This window comes from Pseudomonas sp. LB3P81, from assembly GCF_054897965.1.
Genome location: NZ_JBUBVG010000001.1, coordinates 1,772,989 through 1,787,394 on the forward strand (window position 1 = coordinate 1,772,989; position 14,406 = coordinate 1,787,394).

The window sequence follows — 14,406 nt, forward strand, 5'->3', positions numbered from 1 at the left end:
ATCCTGCTTTCCCGTGGACCTTTACCCATGTCTGAAAACCAGCGCCCCCTGGCGGTCACGCTGCAAGTCGTTTCCATCGTCCTCTTTACCTTTATCGGCTACCTCAATATCGGCATTCCCTTGGCCGTATTGCCCGGCTACGTCCACAGCGATTTGGGTTTCGGTGCCGTGGTCGCCGGCCTGGTGATCAGCGTGCAATACCTGGCCACCCTGCTCAGCCGTCCTTACGCCGGGAAAATCATCGACAACAAGGGCTGCAAACTGGCGGTGATGTATGGCCTTGCCGGTTGCGGTTTGAGTGGTGTGTTCATGTTGGTTTCGGCCTGGACCCAAACCGTGCCGACGTTGAGTCTGATCAGCCTGTTGATCGGTCGTCTGGTGCTTGGCAGCGCGGAAAGCCTGGTGGGTTCCGGCTCGATTGGCTGGGGCATCGGCCGGGTCGGCGCCGCGAATACCGCCAAAGTCATCTCCTGGAACGGCATCGCCAGTTACGGCGCGTTGGCCGTCGGCGCGCCGCTGGGTGTGTTGCTGGTCAGCCAGTTGGGTTTGTGGAGCATGGGCGTCAGCATCGTGTTGCTGGCCGTACTGGGCCTGGCGCTGGCCTGGCCGAAAACCGCTGCGCCGATTGTGGTTGGTGAACGTTTGCCGTTCATGCATGTGCTGGGTCGGGTGTTGCCGCATGGTTGTGGCCTGGCGCTGGGCTCGATCGGCTTCGGCACCATCGCCACCTTCATCACCCTGTATTACGCCACGCAACACTGGGACAACGCCGTGCTGTGCCTGAGCCTGTTCGGCGCAAGCTTCATCAGCGCGCGGCTGTTGTTCGGCAATCTGATCAACCGTCTCGGCGGTTTCCGCGTGGCGATTGCCTGTCTGTCGGTGGAAACCCTGGGCCTGTTGCTGTTGTGGCTGGCACCGGATGCCCATTGGGCACTGGCGGGTGCGGCACTGAGTGGCTTCGGTTTTTCGCTGGTGTTCCCGGCGCTGGGTGTGGAAGCGGTCAATCTGGTGCCGGCGTCGAGCCGTGGTGCGGCGGTTGGGGCTTACTCACTGTTCATCGATTTGTCGCTGGGGATTACCGGGCCGTTGGCGGGGGCGATTGCGGCCGGATTTGGTTTTGCTTCGATCTTCCTGTTCGCCGCGATTGCCGCGCTGAGCGGTTTGGCTTTAAGCATTTACCTATACAGGCAAGCACCCAAGCACCGCGAAGAAAGAGCTGCGCGCTAGAAGTCGACCTTGCCGCGCCCGGCTTTGATGCTGCCGCGTTTGGTCTTGGATTCGAGCCGACGCTTTTTCGAGCCGAGAGTCGGCTTGGTCGGACGGCGTTTCTTTTCGACCTTGGTGGCGCTGAGGATCAACTCGGTCAGCCGCTCCAGCGCATCGGCGCGATTGGCCTCCTGCGTCCGGTATTGCGGGGCCTTGATGATCAACACCCCTTCGCTGGTGATGCGACTGTCCCGCAACGCCAGCAGCCGCTCCTTGTAGAACTCGGGCAAGGACGAGGCCGGAATGTCGAAGCGCAGGTGCACGGCGCTGGAGACCTTGTTGACGTTCTGCCCACCGGCGCCTTGGGCGCGAATGGCCGTCAACTCAATCTCGGCATCCGGCAGATGCACGTTGTTGGAAATCACCAGCATGGAAAAGCGTCCGTATTCAGAACGCGCAGGATACCGCGAATCAGATACCCGGCACGCCGAAGATCAACTGTGGGAGCGGGCCTCTGTGGCGAGGGGATTTATCCCCGTTCGGCTGCGAAGCAGCCCCAAAACCAGCAACTACGTTGGATCAGATACACCGTATGCAACTTTTTTACGACTGCTTCGCAGCCGAACGGGGATAAATCCCCTCGCCACAGAGCCTCGCTCCCACAGGGTTTTGAGTGAGGCTGAAAACAACAAACCCGGCACATGGCCGGGTTTGTTGTGTCTGCGCGCTGCGTTATTTCACCGCAGCCTGCAACACCTGCTGCGCGCTGCGCTTGTTCTTGATGCCGTAGCACACCCACATGAACGCGACCCACACCGGAATCGCATACACCGAGATCTGGATGCCCGGGATCAGCAGCATCACACCAAGGATAAACACCACGAACGCCAGGCAGATGTAGTTCCCGTACGGGTACCACAACGCCTTGAACAGCGGCGTCTGTTTAGTCTTGTTCATGTGCTGACGGAATTTGAAATGCGAGAAGCTAATCATCGCCCAGTTGATCACCAACGTGGCCACCACCAGCGACATCAACAGTTCCAGCGCGTTTTGCGGGATCAGGTAGTTCAGCAGCACCGCGATCAGCGTCACAGCAGCCGACGCCAGGATCGAACGCACCGGCACGCCGCGCTTGTCGATCTTCGCCAGGGCTTTCGGCGCATCGCCCTGCTCGGCCATGCCCAGCAACATGCGACTGTTGCAATAGGTGCCGCTGTTGTACACCGACAGCGCCGCGGTCAGTACCACGAAGTTGAGGATGTGCGCCGCAGTATTACTGCCGAGCATCGAGAACACTTGCACGAACGGGCTGCCACTGTAGGAATCGCCGGACGCGTTAAGGGTCGCCAGCAGGCTGTCCCACGGAGTCAGCGACAGCAGAATAACCAGCGCACCGATGTAGAAAATCAGGATGCGGTAGATCACCTGGTTGATCGCTTTCGGGATCACGGTTTTCGGTTTGTCCGCTTCAGCCGCGGTGAAGCCGAGCATTTCCAGGCCGCCGAAGCTGAACATGATGATCGCCATGGCCATCACCAGACCGCTGACGCCGTTCGGGAAGAAACCGCCATGGGACCACAGGTTGCTGACCGACGCTTGCGGGCCGCCGTGACCGCTGACCAGCAGGTAGCTGCCCAGGGCAATCATGCCGACGATCGCCACGACCTTGATGATTGCGAACCAGAACTCAGCCTCACCGAAGACTTTGACGTTGGCGAGGTTGATCAGGTTGATCAGCACGAAGAACCCGGCGGCCGAGACCCAGGTCGGGATCTCCGGCGCCCAGTAATGGATGTATTTGCCGACCGCGGTCAGCTCCGACATGCCCACCAGAATGTACAGAATCCAGCAGTTCCAGCCCGACAGGAACCCGGCGAAACCACCCCAGTATTTGTGGGCGAAGTGGCTGAAGGAACCGGCTACGGGCTCTTCGACGATCATTTCGCCGAGCTGGCGCATGATCATGAAGGCAATGAAGCCGCAGATGGCGTAGCCGAGGATCATCGACGGGCCAGCGGATTTCAGTACACCGGCCGAGCCGAGGAACAGGCCGGTACCAATCGCGCCACCGAGGGCGATCAGTTGAATATGACGATTCTTCAGGCCGCGTTTCAGCTCGCCTGAATGCGAGTTTTGTCCACTCATGAAAAGGGCCCCACGTTCAGCGTATTTGCAACGGTCATGCGTCACCTGTTTGTTTTTATCTGTGACGAAATCGAACCCGACACGCTCGTGACGTGGCGGAGTGAACAAGGCGGGTAGCCTTGAGGTTTGCGCAGCTGCGCAGGAGGTCACAGGTAAAACGCGGCGCATTGTACACCGCCAACCCCCTGCTGCCAGACCCGCTGGATCAGCGCGTCGGTTGCCGGGATTGCCTGTGTCCGCCTCGAGGGTTTCGGGCGGCTGCAAAAATGGAGTCAGACCTTTGCGGGTCGTCGGCGTGAGCGATGGGAAAACCGCCCCACGGGGAGAGGTGGAGATGAGTCACGGCGTACATTGCGCCTCCTTTTTGTTATGCACCTGCACGACAGGCATGGGACGCATCTCACCCTGCATGGGGCGGTGAAACAAGCGGGCCAGAGCGATGAAAAAGACCTAAACGCTTATGGAGCGGAAGAAATTTCTTACAGCTATCGCGGGAGAGTGGTTTCTCGGGGTCAATCGGCAGAAATCGTCAGGTTTTCTTTACGAGGCGTAACAACCGTTTTCCACCCTGCCTTTGGCAGTGCTCCCACTGACGCCTTCGCGGGCAAGCCCGCTCCCACAGGGTTTTGCGTTGACCACAAAATCGCGCAACAACACTAGTCAATGTGGGAGCGGGCTTGCCCGCGAAGAGGCCTTTGAGAACACCACAGAGCTAAAGCCCGGGCAAAAAAAAACGCCAACCCGAAGGTTGGCGTTTTTTATGTACCGCTCACCAATTACTCAGGCTTGCGACGACCAAAGCCCGGACGCTGACCCGAACCGGCTGGCGCGCCACGGCGCTTGCCCGATGGCGCATCCTTGTCAACCAGGACGATGCCCGGGCGTTTCTTCGGTGCCGGTTTGGCCGGGCGCTTGGTGTCGGACGGACGATCGGCCACTGGTGTACCGCGACCAGCTGGAGCACCGCGATCGCTGCGACCACCGCTTGGCGCACCGCGGCCTTCGCCACGTTCAGTGCGACCGTTGGCCGGACGTGGCGTGCGTGAACCGCGCTCGCCATCAGCGCGTGGCGCTGCTGGTTTGCGGGCTGGACGCTCGCCTTCGATATGCGGTTCACGGGTATCGCGCGGTGTAGCAGCGGACTGGTTACCGATGGCAGGACGCAACGAACGCACGCGCTCGGTCTTGCCCATCGGACGCGACGATTTACGCTGCATACGGTCGAGTTTGTCTTTGCTCTTGGCGTTCATCTGCGGCATGGCCACAGGCGTCAGGCCCACTTCCGCACTCAGAATGTCGACTTCGTACTGGCTCATTTCGCGCCAGCGACCCATCGGCAGGTCGGAGTTGAGGAACACCGGACCGAAGCGCACACGCTTCAGACGGCTGACCACCAGGCCCTGGGATTCCCACAGACGACGAACTTCGCGGTTGCGACCTTCCATCACCACGCAGTGGTACCAGTGGTTGAAGCCTTCGCCACCTGGTGCTTGCTTGATGTCGGTGAACTTGGCCGGGCCGTCTTCGAGGACGACGCCTGCTTTCAAGCGCTCGATCATCTCGTCATCGACTTCGCCACGGACACGTACCGCGTATTCACGGTCCATTTCGTAGGAAGGGTGCATCAGGCGGTTGGCCAGTTCGCCGTCAGTGGTGAACATCAGCAGACCGGTGGTGTTGATGTCCAGACGACCGATGTTGATCCAGCGACCTTCTTTGGGGCGTGGCATCTTGTCGAAAACGGTTGGGCGGCCTTCCGGGTCAAGGCGGGTGCAGATTTCACCGTCGGGCTTGTTGTACATGATCACGCGGCGTACCGACTCGGCGGCTTCCTCGCGCTTGATCACCTTGCCATCAATGGTAATGGCGTCGTGCATGTCGACGCGCTGCCCGAGGGTGGCGTCTTTGCCGTTGACCTTGATGCGGCCGTGGCTGATCCAGGCTTCTACGTCACGGCGCGAGCCGACGCCGATACGGGCGAGGACTTTCTGCAGTTTTTCGCCTGCTGGGCCGATTTCCTGGTCGTCTTTCTGGTCGTTGATACTCATCTGGGCACCTCCCGGTGTGGTCTGTTCAGGCCTGGCCTGAAGAGTTGAAAGCAGGTTCTCGGGCGAAGGGATCGCCGGAGGGTCGCGAATCATACGCTCATGGGAGCGTTCGCGCATCAGAGACTAGCTGATGAATGGCCAGTTACCTGGATTTCCGCCGACCGGTGGCGCCGAGTTTGATCAGGCGCAATGCCGCTTCGGCGAGGACTGTGCGCTTGTCGACCTTGTCGAGCTTCTTCCAGGCCTTGATCTCGCGCTTGCTGCGACCGCAGCCGAGGCAGATGTCATCGGTGAATTTGCAGAGGCTGATGCAGGGGTCTTTGGATGAGCTCATCGCAGATATTCCTATCAACGCGATCCACTGTGGGAGCGGGCTTGCTCGCGAATGCGGTGTGTCAATCAACATCAACTTTGACTGACCCTCCGCATTCGCGAGCAAGTCGAATCGTCGCACCGCCGCTCCCACAGGGGTTATTCAGTGTCCACAAGATTCGGGTCAGTCTTCGAATTCGCGGCGTTCGGCCTCGATGGCTTCGGCGAGGGCCAAGGCTTCGGCTTCTTCGTCGGACAACTCGGGCTCGGGTTTCGGCTGTTCGAGTGCGGCGACGGCGGCCAGGAGTTTTTCGCGCGCTTCGGCGATGCCGAGCACGTCATCTTCCAGCTCTTCTTCGACGATGGCTTCTGGTTCGACTTGAAATTCAACTTCAATGACCGGCTCCGGCTGCGCCAAAACCTCTTCGGTCGCGCTCATCTCGCCATCGCGCAAAATGTCATCAAAGTCGGTCTTGAGCCCCTCCTCCATGGTGTCCAGTTCCAGCAACAACGTATGGAAACTGGTTTCTTCCTTGGGTTCTTCCGGCTCGGCGCTGGCATCCGCCAGTTCCTGCAACCCGGCCGGCACCGGCGCGTCGTCGAAGTCGAGTACCGGGTCAGGCTCCAGCTCACGCAGCGCGGCGAGCGGCGGCAAATCGTCAAGATTCTTCAGGTTGAAGTGATCGAGAAACGCCTTGGTCGTGGCAAACATCGCCGGCTTACCCGGCACGTCACGATAGCCGACGATGCGAATCCACTCCCGCTCCAGCAACGTTTTGACGATATGACTGTTGACCGCCACGCCCCGCACATCTTCGATCTCGCCCCGGGTGATCGGCTGGCGATAGGCGATCAGCGCCATGGTTTCGAGCATGGCCCGGGAATAACGCTGCGGGCGTTCTTCCCACAAACGTCCTACCCACGGCGAGAACTTTTCGCGGATCTGCAGGCGATAGCCGGAGGCGACTTCCTTCAGCTCGAAGGCACGACCGTCGCAGGACTTGGCCAGAATCGTCAGGGCTTTCTTGAAGACTGGCGGCTCGGGGCGCTCACCCTCTTCGAAGAGTTCGAACAGGCGTTCAAGCGATTGCGGTTTTCCCGAGGCCAACAGAAAGGCTTCAAGCAGCGGCGCCAGCTCGCGGGGTTCAGTCAGGTTCATGATTCAACTCGTTATTCGGCTCGGGCTCGCACGTGGATCGCCGCGAACGGCTCATTCTGCACCAGCTCGACCAAAGATTCCTTGACCAGTTCGAGGATCGCCATAAAGGTCACCACGACACCCAAACGCCCTTCTTCGGCAGTGAACAGCTCGACAAACGGCACGAAACCGCCGCCCTTGAGCCGCTCCAGCACATCGCTCATGCGCTCGCGGGTGGACAGCGCCTCGCGGCTGACCTGGTGACTTTCGAACATATCGCCACGGCGCAGGACCTCGGCCATGGACATCAGCAACTCTTCCAGACTCACGTCCGGCAACAGCTTGCGCGCCCGGGCTTCCGGGGCATCCAGCTTGGGCACCACCACATCACGACCGACGCGACTCAGGCCATCGATGCCTTCGGCGGCCGCCTTGAAGCGTTCGTATTCCTGCAAGCGGCGGATCAGCTCGGCGCGCGGATCGTCTTCTTCGTCTTCAATGGTTTCGGCTCGCGGCAACAGCATCCGCGACTTGATCTCGGCCAGCATCGCGGCCATCACCAGGTACTCGGCGGCCAGTTCCAGGCGCACCGACTGCATCAACTCGACATAGCCCATGTACTGGCGGGTGATTTCCGCCACCGGAATGTCGAGGATGTTGATGTTCTGTTTGCGGATCAGGTACAGCAGCAGGTCGAGCGGGCCTTCGAAGGCCTCAAGAAACACCTCGAGCGCATCCGGCGGGATGTACAGGTCCAACGGCATTTCCAGAACCGCCTGGCCATAGACCATGGCGAAGGGCAGCTCTTGCTGGGCGCCGGCCTGACTGTCGACAACGGGTTCTATTGCAGACATCTACGCCTCGGCCATGAACGGCGTCGGGTCGCCGCAACCGACGCGGATCACTTCCGGCTCGCCGTCGGCGAGGCTGATCACGGTGGATGCCTTGATTCCGCCGAAGCCGCCGTCGATGATCAGGTCGACCTGATGCTCGAGCAACTGGCGCATTTCATACGGATCGGTCAGCGGATCGGTGTCGCCAGGCATGATCAGCGTCACGCTCATCAGCGGCTCGCCGAGCTCTTCCAGCAGCGCCAGGGCAATCGGGTGGCTGGGCACGCGCAGGCCGATAGTGCGTTTTTTCGGGTGCAACAACAGCCGCGGGACTTCGCGGGTGGCGTTGAGAATGAAGGTGTAAGGCCCCGGCAAGTGCGCCTTGAGCAGGCGGAACGTGCCGGTGTCGATCTTGGCAAACAGCCCCAGCTGCGACAGGTCGCTGCAAATCAGCGCGAAGTTGTGCTTTTCATCCAGTTGACGCAACCGGCGCACGCGCTCCACGGCATTCTTGTCGCCGATCTGGCAGCCAATGGCGTAGGACGAGTCTGTGGGATAAATCACCACCCCGCCGCTGCGGATGATCTCGACAGCCTGTTTGATCAGGCGCGCTTGCGGGTTTTCCGGATGAATCTGGAAAAATTGACTCACATTCTCTACCTGTTCAGACGGCGGCAATATTTGGGTCATGTTTGAATCGACACCACAGTGGTGGCAGATCCTCCGGGAGCGGGCGGTACTCACCGATCTCGGACCAGCCTCCAGGTCCATGAAAATCACTGCCGGCGCTGACCAGCAGACCGAACTCGCGGGCAAGAATCGCCAGGCTGCCCACTTGCTCGGCGGGCTGATGGCCATTGACCACTTCGATCGCGTGGCCGCCTGCTTGAATATAGTCGGCAATCAGGCGGCGACGCTTGCTGCGTGTGAATTCGTAGTGCCAGGGATGCGCCAGACTCACCCAGGCTTTCGCTGCACGCAGGGTTTCGACCGTTTCTTCCAGGGTCGGCCAGTGTTGCTTGACGTCCCCCAGCTTGCCGGCGCCCAGCCATTTGCGGAACGCTTCGGCGCGATCCTTGACGAAACCTTCGCGCACCATCCAGTCGGCGAAGTGCGGGCGGGCCGGCGCGTTACCGCTGTCGCCCAGTTCCTGCTGAATGGCTCGTGCACCTTCCAGCGCACCCGGCATGCCTTTCAACGCGAGCTTGCGACTTATTTCTTCGGACCGTAGCCAGCGGCCATCGTGCAATCTGGCGATGGCCTCGACCAACGGCGGCGCATTCACATCAAATCCGTAACCCAACACGTGAATGGTCGCACCACCCCAGGTGCAGGATAATTCGACGCCGTTGACCAGTTGCATCCCCATCGCTGTTGCCGCACTGCGGGCTTCGTCGAGGCCCTCGAGGGTGTCGTGATCGGTCAAGGCCAGGACTCGCACGCCTTTCTCGAACGCACGCGCAACCAGAACCGCAGGCGCCAGGGCGCCATCGGAGGCCGTGCTATGGCAGTGCAAATCAACATTCACGGGGATGTGTAACCTCAAATCAGCTGGCGCTATCGCGCGCCCATATGTTTGTTATTATGCCGCCACATCCTGCTTCTGGCTGCCACTGTGAAACAATTCATCGATTTCATCCCGCTTCTGCTGTTTTTCATTGTTTTCAAGATCGACCCACGGGTCGTTGACATTGGCGGTCATCAACTGACTGTCGGTGGCATCTACAGCGCCACCGCGATGCTGATCATCAGCTCCCTGGTCGTCTATGGCACGCTCTTCATCAAGCAGCGCAAGCTGGAAAAGAGCCAGTGGCTGACCCTCATTGCCTGCCTGGTCTTCGGCAGCCTGACCCTGGCGTTCCACAGCGAAACCTTCCTGAAATGGAAAGCGCCGGTGGTCAACTGGCTGTTTGCCCTGGCGTTCATCGGCAGCCACTTCATCGGTGACCAACTGCTGATCAAGCGGATCATGGGCCACGCGCTGGCCCTGCCGGACCAGGTCTGGACCCGCCTGAACATCGCCTGGATCGCGTTCTTCCTGTTTTGCGGTGCCGCCAACCTGTTCGTCGCGTTCACGTTCCAGGAGTACTGGGTCGACTTCAAAGTCTTCGGCAGCCTGGGCATGACGTTGCTGTTCCTGGTCGCTCAGGGCATTTACCTGTCCCGCCACCTGCACGACGCCGAAACCACCACGCCAAAAACCGAGGACTGACATGCTTTACGCAATCATTGCCACAGACGTCGCCAACTCCCTGGAAGCTCGCCTGGCCGCACGGCCTGCACATCTTGAACGCCTGCAATTGCTCAAGGGCGAAGGTCGTATCGTATTGGCCGGCCCGAACCCGGCGGTCGACAGCAATGATCCGGGCGCTGCGGGTTTCACCGGCAGCCTGATCGTCGCCGAATTCGATTCCCTCAGCGCCGCCCAGGCCTGGGCCGACGCCGACCCGTACATCGCCGCAGGCGTCTACGCTAACGTTTCGGTCAAGCCGTTCAAGCAAGTCCTGCCTTAGTGCTCTGTCTCGCGATGAACCTTCTCGGTTCATCGCGCGCTCAATTGCTCATTATTCTCGTTTGCCTGCCGACAACCTGCCCAATACTCGATTGGAATCAGGAGCTCCGATGCGCAAAGGTCCGTTGTGTCTGATGTTGGTCACGTTGTCGATCGTGGCGCCTGCCCACGGCGAAGAAAGCGCAACCCCGCTGTCCTTGAGCGCCGGCAGCCAGATCACCGAGTTGCAGCAGCGCTTGAAGACAAGCGAACAGCAACGGGAAGAGTTGAGCAAACAACTGCAAAATGCCGATGCCGAACGTGAAAGCGCTCAGCTGAGCCGGTTGCGCCAGGAGAACCAGCGTCTGAAGCTGCAACTCAAGGAAGCCCAGGCCAGCAGTTCGCCGCCGCGTTTTCTCACAGACCAGCAGCAATGGTTCGTGATCGGCGCGGGAGTAGCGCTATTGGCCCTGCTCTGCGGTATCTTCGCCAGTGGTGCAAGTCGAAAACGTCGACAATGGCTAAATTGAGTGAGTCATGAGCGAGCTGTTATTAATTGATGATGATCAGGAGCTGTGTGAGCTGCTGGTCAGTTGGCTGAGCCAGGAAGGCTTCCAGGTTCGTGCCTGCCACGACGGCCAGAGCGCTCGTCGCGCCTTGGCCGAAACCTCCCCCGCCGCCGTGGTGCTGGACGTGATGCTGCCGGATGGCAGTGGTCTGGAACTGCTCAAGCAATTGCGCAGCGATCACCCGGACTTGCCGGTGCTGATGCTCTCGGCCCGTGGCGAGCCGCTGGACCGCATCCTCGGCCTGGAACTGGGCGCCGACGATTACCTGGCCAAGCCGTGCGACCCACGGGAACTCACCGCCCGCCTGCGCGCCGTATTGCGCCGCAGTCATCCGGCGGCGGTGTCCAGTCAGCTCGAACTGGGCGACCTGTGTTTCAGCCCGGTGCGCGGCGTGGTCAGCATCAATGAACAGGAATTCACCCTCACCGTGTCCGAAAGCCGCTTGCTCGAAGCCTTGCTCAAGCAACCTGGCGAGCCGCTGGACAAACAGGAACTGGCGCAAATCGCCCTCGGCCGCAAACTGACCCTGTACGACCGCAGCCTGGACATGCACGTCAGCAACCTGCGCAAAAAGATCGGCCCCCACCCCGACGGCCGTCCGCGTATCGTCGCCCTGCGCAGCCGCGGTTATTACTACAGCCTGTAGAAAACCGAGAAAGAACTGGCTAAATGCATCCTGTGGCGAGGGAGCTTGCTCCCGTCGGGCTGCGAAGCGGCCCCAAAAGAAGGCCTGCTGCGCAGTCCAGCGGGAGCAAGCTCCCTCGCCACAGACCGGTGCCCCCACATGGCGTTTTGTCAGGTCGGCGAGAAATCGTCTTTACCCAAGCTTTACGCTCCGCTGACCGCCGCTGACCTTGATCTCCGTAATCTGAACTCATCCGGAACGTACCGGGAACGAGACAAGGAGATTCACCATGCGCAAGACTCTTATCGCTCTGATGTTCGCTGCCGCCCTGCCGACCGTTGCCATGGCCATGCCTGAAGGTGCCGGCCCGATGGGTGACCCGATGGACGGCTCGCGCCACGGCGGTCAGATGCACGGCATGCACGGCAAAGGCCCGTACAGCCAACTGGACCTGAGCCGCGAACAGCGCGAACAGATCCGCAAGATCATGGGCGAGCAGATGCACGAGCGTCAGCAAGTGGTCGACAAGTACCTGGAAAAACTCTCGCCAGCCGACCAGAAAGCCATGAAAGATGAAATGGCCGCCAACCACAAGAAAGCCGAGGCCGATGTGCGCGCCCTGCTGAAACCGGATCAACAGAAGCAATTCGACGAGATCCAGAAAAAACAGGCTGAGCGCCGCGCCGAATGGGCCGAGTTCAAGGCCTGGAAAGCGCAACAACCGCAAAAAGCGCAATAATGCGCTAACCCCGGACCCAACGGCTGAACCCGTTGGGTCTGACTCCATTCAGTCTACTGTGGGAGCGAGCTGTGGCGAGGGGATTTATCCCCGTTCGGCTGCGAAGCAGTCGTAGATCCTGACAACTCGGTGTGGCTGAAGGAATGCTGGGGGCCGCTTCGCAGCCCAACGGGGATAAATCCCCTCGCCACAGCTCGCTCCTACATTGGACTTTGTGTTTGTTTGAGGATTTTCTGTGCGCTCATTGTTCTGGCGTATCCTGGCCAGCTTCTGGCTGGCCATCGCTCTGGTTGCAGGGCTTTCCATTCTGCTCGGGCACATGCTCAACCAGGATGCGTGGATTCTCAGCCGTCACCCGGGCCTAAACACCCTGGCCGAACAGTGGACGCAGACCTACGAAGCACAAGGCGAAGAAGCCGCCCAGGACATTCTGGAACAGCGCAAACGTCAGTATCACATCGACGTTCAAGTGCTCAACGAGAGCGGTGATCCGGTCGTCCGCGGCACCTTTCCGCGCCGTGCGGCCGCCTTCGAAGCACGGCAGAACAACGATGACCGGCGCCTGCCTTGGCGTCGTCTGACCGCTGAGTACACCAGCGAAAAAACCGGCGACACCTACCTTCTGATTTATCGAATTCCGCACCCGGAGCTGGACTCATGGCACCGCGAAAGCCTGCTCTGGCCATTAAGTGCGTTGGGCATTGCGCTGGTGGTGCTGACCCTGTTCAGCCTGTTCGTGACCCTGTCCATCACTCGCCCGCTTAGCCGTCTGCGCGGTGCGGTGCATGATCTGGGGCAAACCACCTATCAACAAAACAGCCTGGTGAAACTGGCCAACCGTCGCGACGAGTTCGGCGTGCTGGCCAACGACTTCAACCGCATGGGTGCGCGCCTGCAAAGCCTGATCGGCAGTCAGCGGCAACTGCTGCGAGATGTGTCCCACGAATTGCGCTCGCCCCTCGCCCGGCTGCGCATTGCGCTGGCACTGGCGGAACGGGCCAACCCCGAAGAGCGGGAAAAACTCTCGCCGCGCCTGACCCGCGAGTGCGATCGGCTCGAAGCGCTGATCAGCGAGATTCTGGTGCTGGCGCGGGTCGATGCCGACAACGCCAGTGCTGAAGACGTCGACCTGAATGCGCTGCTCAACACGCTGCAAAAGGATGCGCAATTGGGTTCGCCGGAGCAGACCGTTCGCCTCGACGCCGAACCGCAATTGAACCTGAAAGGCTGGCCGACGATGATCGAGCGCGCCTTGGACAACCTGCTGCGCAACGCTCAGCGCTTCAACCCGGTGGGGCGATCGATCGAGATGCAGGCGGTGCGGCAGGGTGAGCGGATTGTGGTGAGTGTGCGCGACCATGGGCCCGGCGTGGATGCCGAGCATTTGAGCCAGTTGGGTGAGCCGTTTTATCGGGCTCCGGGGCAGACGGCGGCGGGGCATGGTTTGGGATTGGCCATTGCGCGCCGTGCGGCGGAGCGGCATGGCGGGAGTCTGGTGCTGGCCAATCATCCGGATGGCGGGTTCATCGCCAGTCTGGAATTGCCGTTGGTGCCGGGGGCCGTCGTCCAACCGTAGTGCAGTGGTGATGCAAAAAGATCGCAGCCTCGTTTCACTCGACAGCTCCTACAGGTGTACACCTAGCCCTGTAGGAGCTGTCGAGTGAAACGAGGCTGCGATCTTTTGATCTTCAGGCCTTACCGGGCCATGCGCTGACAAATTCAGCCAGATCAACCTTCTCCGCAACCCGCGGTTCTTTCTGCGGCGTACCCAGGTAAAGAAACGCAATCACCTCTTCCCCTTCCGCCAAACCCAAGCCCTTGGCCACATGCGCCGAATACGCCAGATCCCCCGTGCGCCACACCGCGCCAATCCCCTGCGCATACGCCGCCAGCAAAATCCCGTGCGCCGCGCAGCCAGCCGCCAACAGTTGCTCGGACTTCGGATATTTGGCGTGATCCTGCAACCGCGCGATCACCACAACCACCAGTGGTGCACGCAGCGGGCCGTTACGCGCCTTGTCTAGCGCAGCTTCGGACACATCGCTGTCCTGCAGTTTCGCGGCGTCGGCCAGCAACTCGCCCATCTGCTCACGCGCTGCGCCTTCGACTGTCAGGAAGCGCCAAGGCTGCAAGTGGCCGTGGTCCGGCGCACGCATCGCGGCGGCAAACAGCACGTCGCGCTGCTCGGCGGTGGGGGCCGGGTCGATCAGTCGTGGAACGGAAACACGGTTGAGCAAAGCGTCGAGAGCCTGCATCGGCCACCTCCTGAAAAAAATGTTTGGCTATTCTAGCGGCAACAC

At 60.6% G+C, this 14,406-nt stretch carries 16 protein-coding genes; 7 read left to right on the top strand and 9 right to left on the bottom strand.

All coding sequences use genetic code 11. The features are described from left to right. Window positions 1-27 precede the first annotated feature (27 nt). Window positions 28-1,227, top strand: a complete 1,200-nt coding sequence (locus ACYZTL_RS08185) for an MFS transporter (RefSeq protein ID WP_461951356.1) — start codon at window positions 28-30, stop codon at window positions 1,225-1,227. Here ACYZTL_RS08185 and arfB read toward each other — a convergent pair. From arfB to ACYZTL_RS08225, 8 genes are all read right to left on the bottom strand, one after another. Beyond that, window positions 1,224-1,637: an alternative ribosome rescue aminoacyl-tRNA hydrolase ArfB gene (gene arfB / locus ACYZTL_RS08190; RefSeq protein WP_461951357.1), complete on the bottom strand. Its 414-nt coding sequence runs from the start codon at window positions 1,635-1,637 to the stop codon at window positions 1,224-1,226. The two genes, ACYZTL_RS08185 and arfB, sit on opposite strands and share 4 nt — an antisense overlap. A gap of 301 nt (window positions 1,638-1,938) precedes the next feature. Then, window positions 1,939-3,351 (bottom strand): amino acid permease, encoded by a 1,413-nt coding sequence (locus tag ACYZTL_RS08195; protein ID WP_461951358.1) that lies wholly within the window; start codon window positions 3,349-3,351, stop codon window positions 1,939-1,941. A gap of 776 nt (window positions 3,352-4,127) precedes the next feature. Further along, the gene (gene rluB / locus ACYZTL_RS08200) at window positions 4,128-5,399 is read right to left on the bottom strand and encodes a 23S rRNA pseudouridine(2605) synthase RluB (RefSeq protein WP_461951359.1); all 1,272 of its coding nucleotides are present in this window, start codon (window positions 5,397-5,399) and stop codon (window positions 4,128-4,130) included. 142 nt (window positions 5,400-5,541) lie between these two features. Next, window positions 5,542-5,733 carry a DUF1289 domain-containing protein gene (locus ACYZTL_RS08205; protein WP_461951360.1) on the bottom strand — a complete coding sequence of 64 codons (192 nt, stop codon included), beginning with the start codon at window positions 5,731-5,733 and terminating at the stop codon, window positions 5,542-5,544. A gap of 162 nt (window positions 5,734-5,895) precedes the next feature. Beyond that, window positions 5,896-6,870 carry an SMC-Scp complex subunit ScpB gene (scpB, locus tag ACYZTL_RS08210; RefSeq protein WP_461951361.1) on the bottom strand — a complete coding sequence of 325 codons (975 nt, stop codon included), beginning with the start codon at window positions 6,868-6,870 and terminating at the stop codon, window positions 5,896-5,898. An 11-nt stretch (window positions 6,871-6,881) separates the two neighbouring features. Continuing rightward, window positions 6,882-7,640 carry a segregation and condensation protein A gene (locus tag ACYZTL_RS08215; RefSeq protein ID WP_461954287.1) on the bottom strand — a complete coding sequence of 253 codons (759 nt, stop codon included), beginning with the start codon at window positions 7,638-7,640 and terminating at the stop codon, window positions 6,882-6,884. A gap of 63 nt (window positions 7,641-7,703) precedes the next feature. Then, on the bottom strand, window positions 7,704-8,333 hold the full coding sequence (locus tag ACYZTL_RS08220; protein WP_461951362.1) for an L-threonylcarbamoyladenylate synthase: 630 nt from the start codon (window positions 8,331-8,333) through the stop codon (window positions 7,704-7,706). Between the two features lie 13 nt (window positions 8,334-8,346). Further along, window positions 8,347-9,210, bottom strand: coding sequence for a PHP domain-containing protein (locus ACYZTL_RS08225; protein WP_461951363.1), 864 nt, complete (start codon window positions 9,208-9,210; stop codon window positions 8,347-8,349). Between the two features lie 87 nt (window positions 9,211-9,297). Here ACYZTL_RS08225 and ACYZTL_RS08230 point away from each other — a divergent pair, with 87 nt between their 5' ends. From ACYZTL_RS08230 to ACYZTL_RS08255, 6 genes are all read left to right on the top strand, one after another. Then, window positions 9,298-9,894 (top strand): septation protein A, encoded by a 597-nt coding sequence (locus ACYZTL_RS08230; protein ID WP_461951364.1) that lies wholly within the window; start codon window positions 9,298-9,300, stop codon window positions 9,892-9,894. Between the two features lies 1 nt (window position 9,895). Then, a complete protein-coding gene (locus ACYZTL_RS08235) occupies window positions 9,896-10,195 on the top strand; it encodes a YciI family protein (protein ID WP_461951365.1) in 300 nt (99 codons plus the stop codon). 109 nt (window positions 10,196-10,304) lie between these two features. Beyond that, window positions 10,305-10,703: a translation initiation factor 2 gene (locus ACYZTL_RS08240; protein ID WP_461951366.1), complete on the top strand. Its 399-nt coding sequence runs from the start codon at window positions 10,305-10,307 to the stop codon at window positions 10,701-10,703. A gap of 7 nt (window positions 10,704-10,710) precedes the next feature. Continuing rightward, window positions 10,711-11,388, top strand: a complete 678-nt coding sequence (locus tag ACYZTL_RS08245; RefSeq protein WP_461951367.1) for a response regulator transcription factor — start codon at window positions 10,711-10,713, stop codon at window positions 11,386-11,388. A 268-nt stretch (window positions 11,389-11,656) separates the two neighbouring features. Continuing rightward, window positions 11,657-12,106: an LTXXQ domain protein gene (locus tag ACYZTL_RS08250; protein ID WP_461951368.1), complete on the top strand. Its 450-nt coding sequence runs from the start codon at window positions 11,657-11,659 to the stop codon at window positions 12,104-12,106. A gap of 235 nt (window positions 12,107-12,341) precedes the next feature. Next, window positions 12,342-13,682 (top strand): sensor histidine kinase, encoded by a 1,341-nt coding sequence (locus ACYZTL_RS08255; RefSeq protein ID WP_461951369.1) that lies wholly within the window; start codon window positions 12,342-12,344, stop codon window positions 13,680-13,682. Between the two features lie 112 nt (window positions 13,683-13,794). Here ACYZTL_RS08255 and ACYZTL_RS08260 read toward each other — a convergent pair whose 3' ends face one another. Next, complete coding sequence (locus ACYZTL_RS08260) at window positions 13,795-14,361, bottom strand: NAD(P)H nitroreductase (RefSeq protein WP_461951370.1); 567 nt, start codon at window positions 14,359-14,361, stop codon at window positions 13,795-13,797. Window positions 14,362-14,406: the final 45 nt, after the last annotated feature.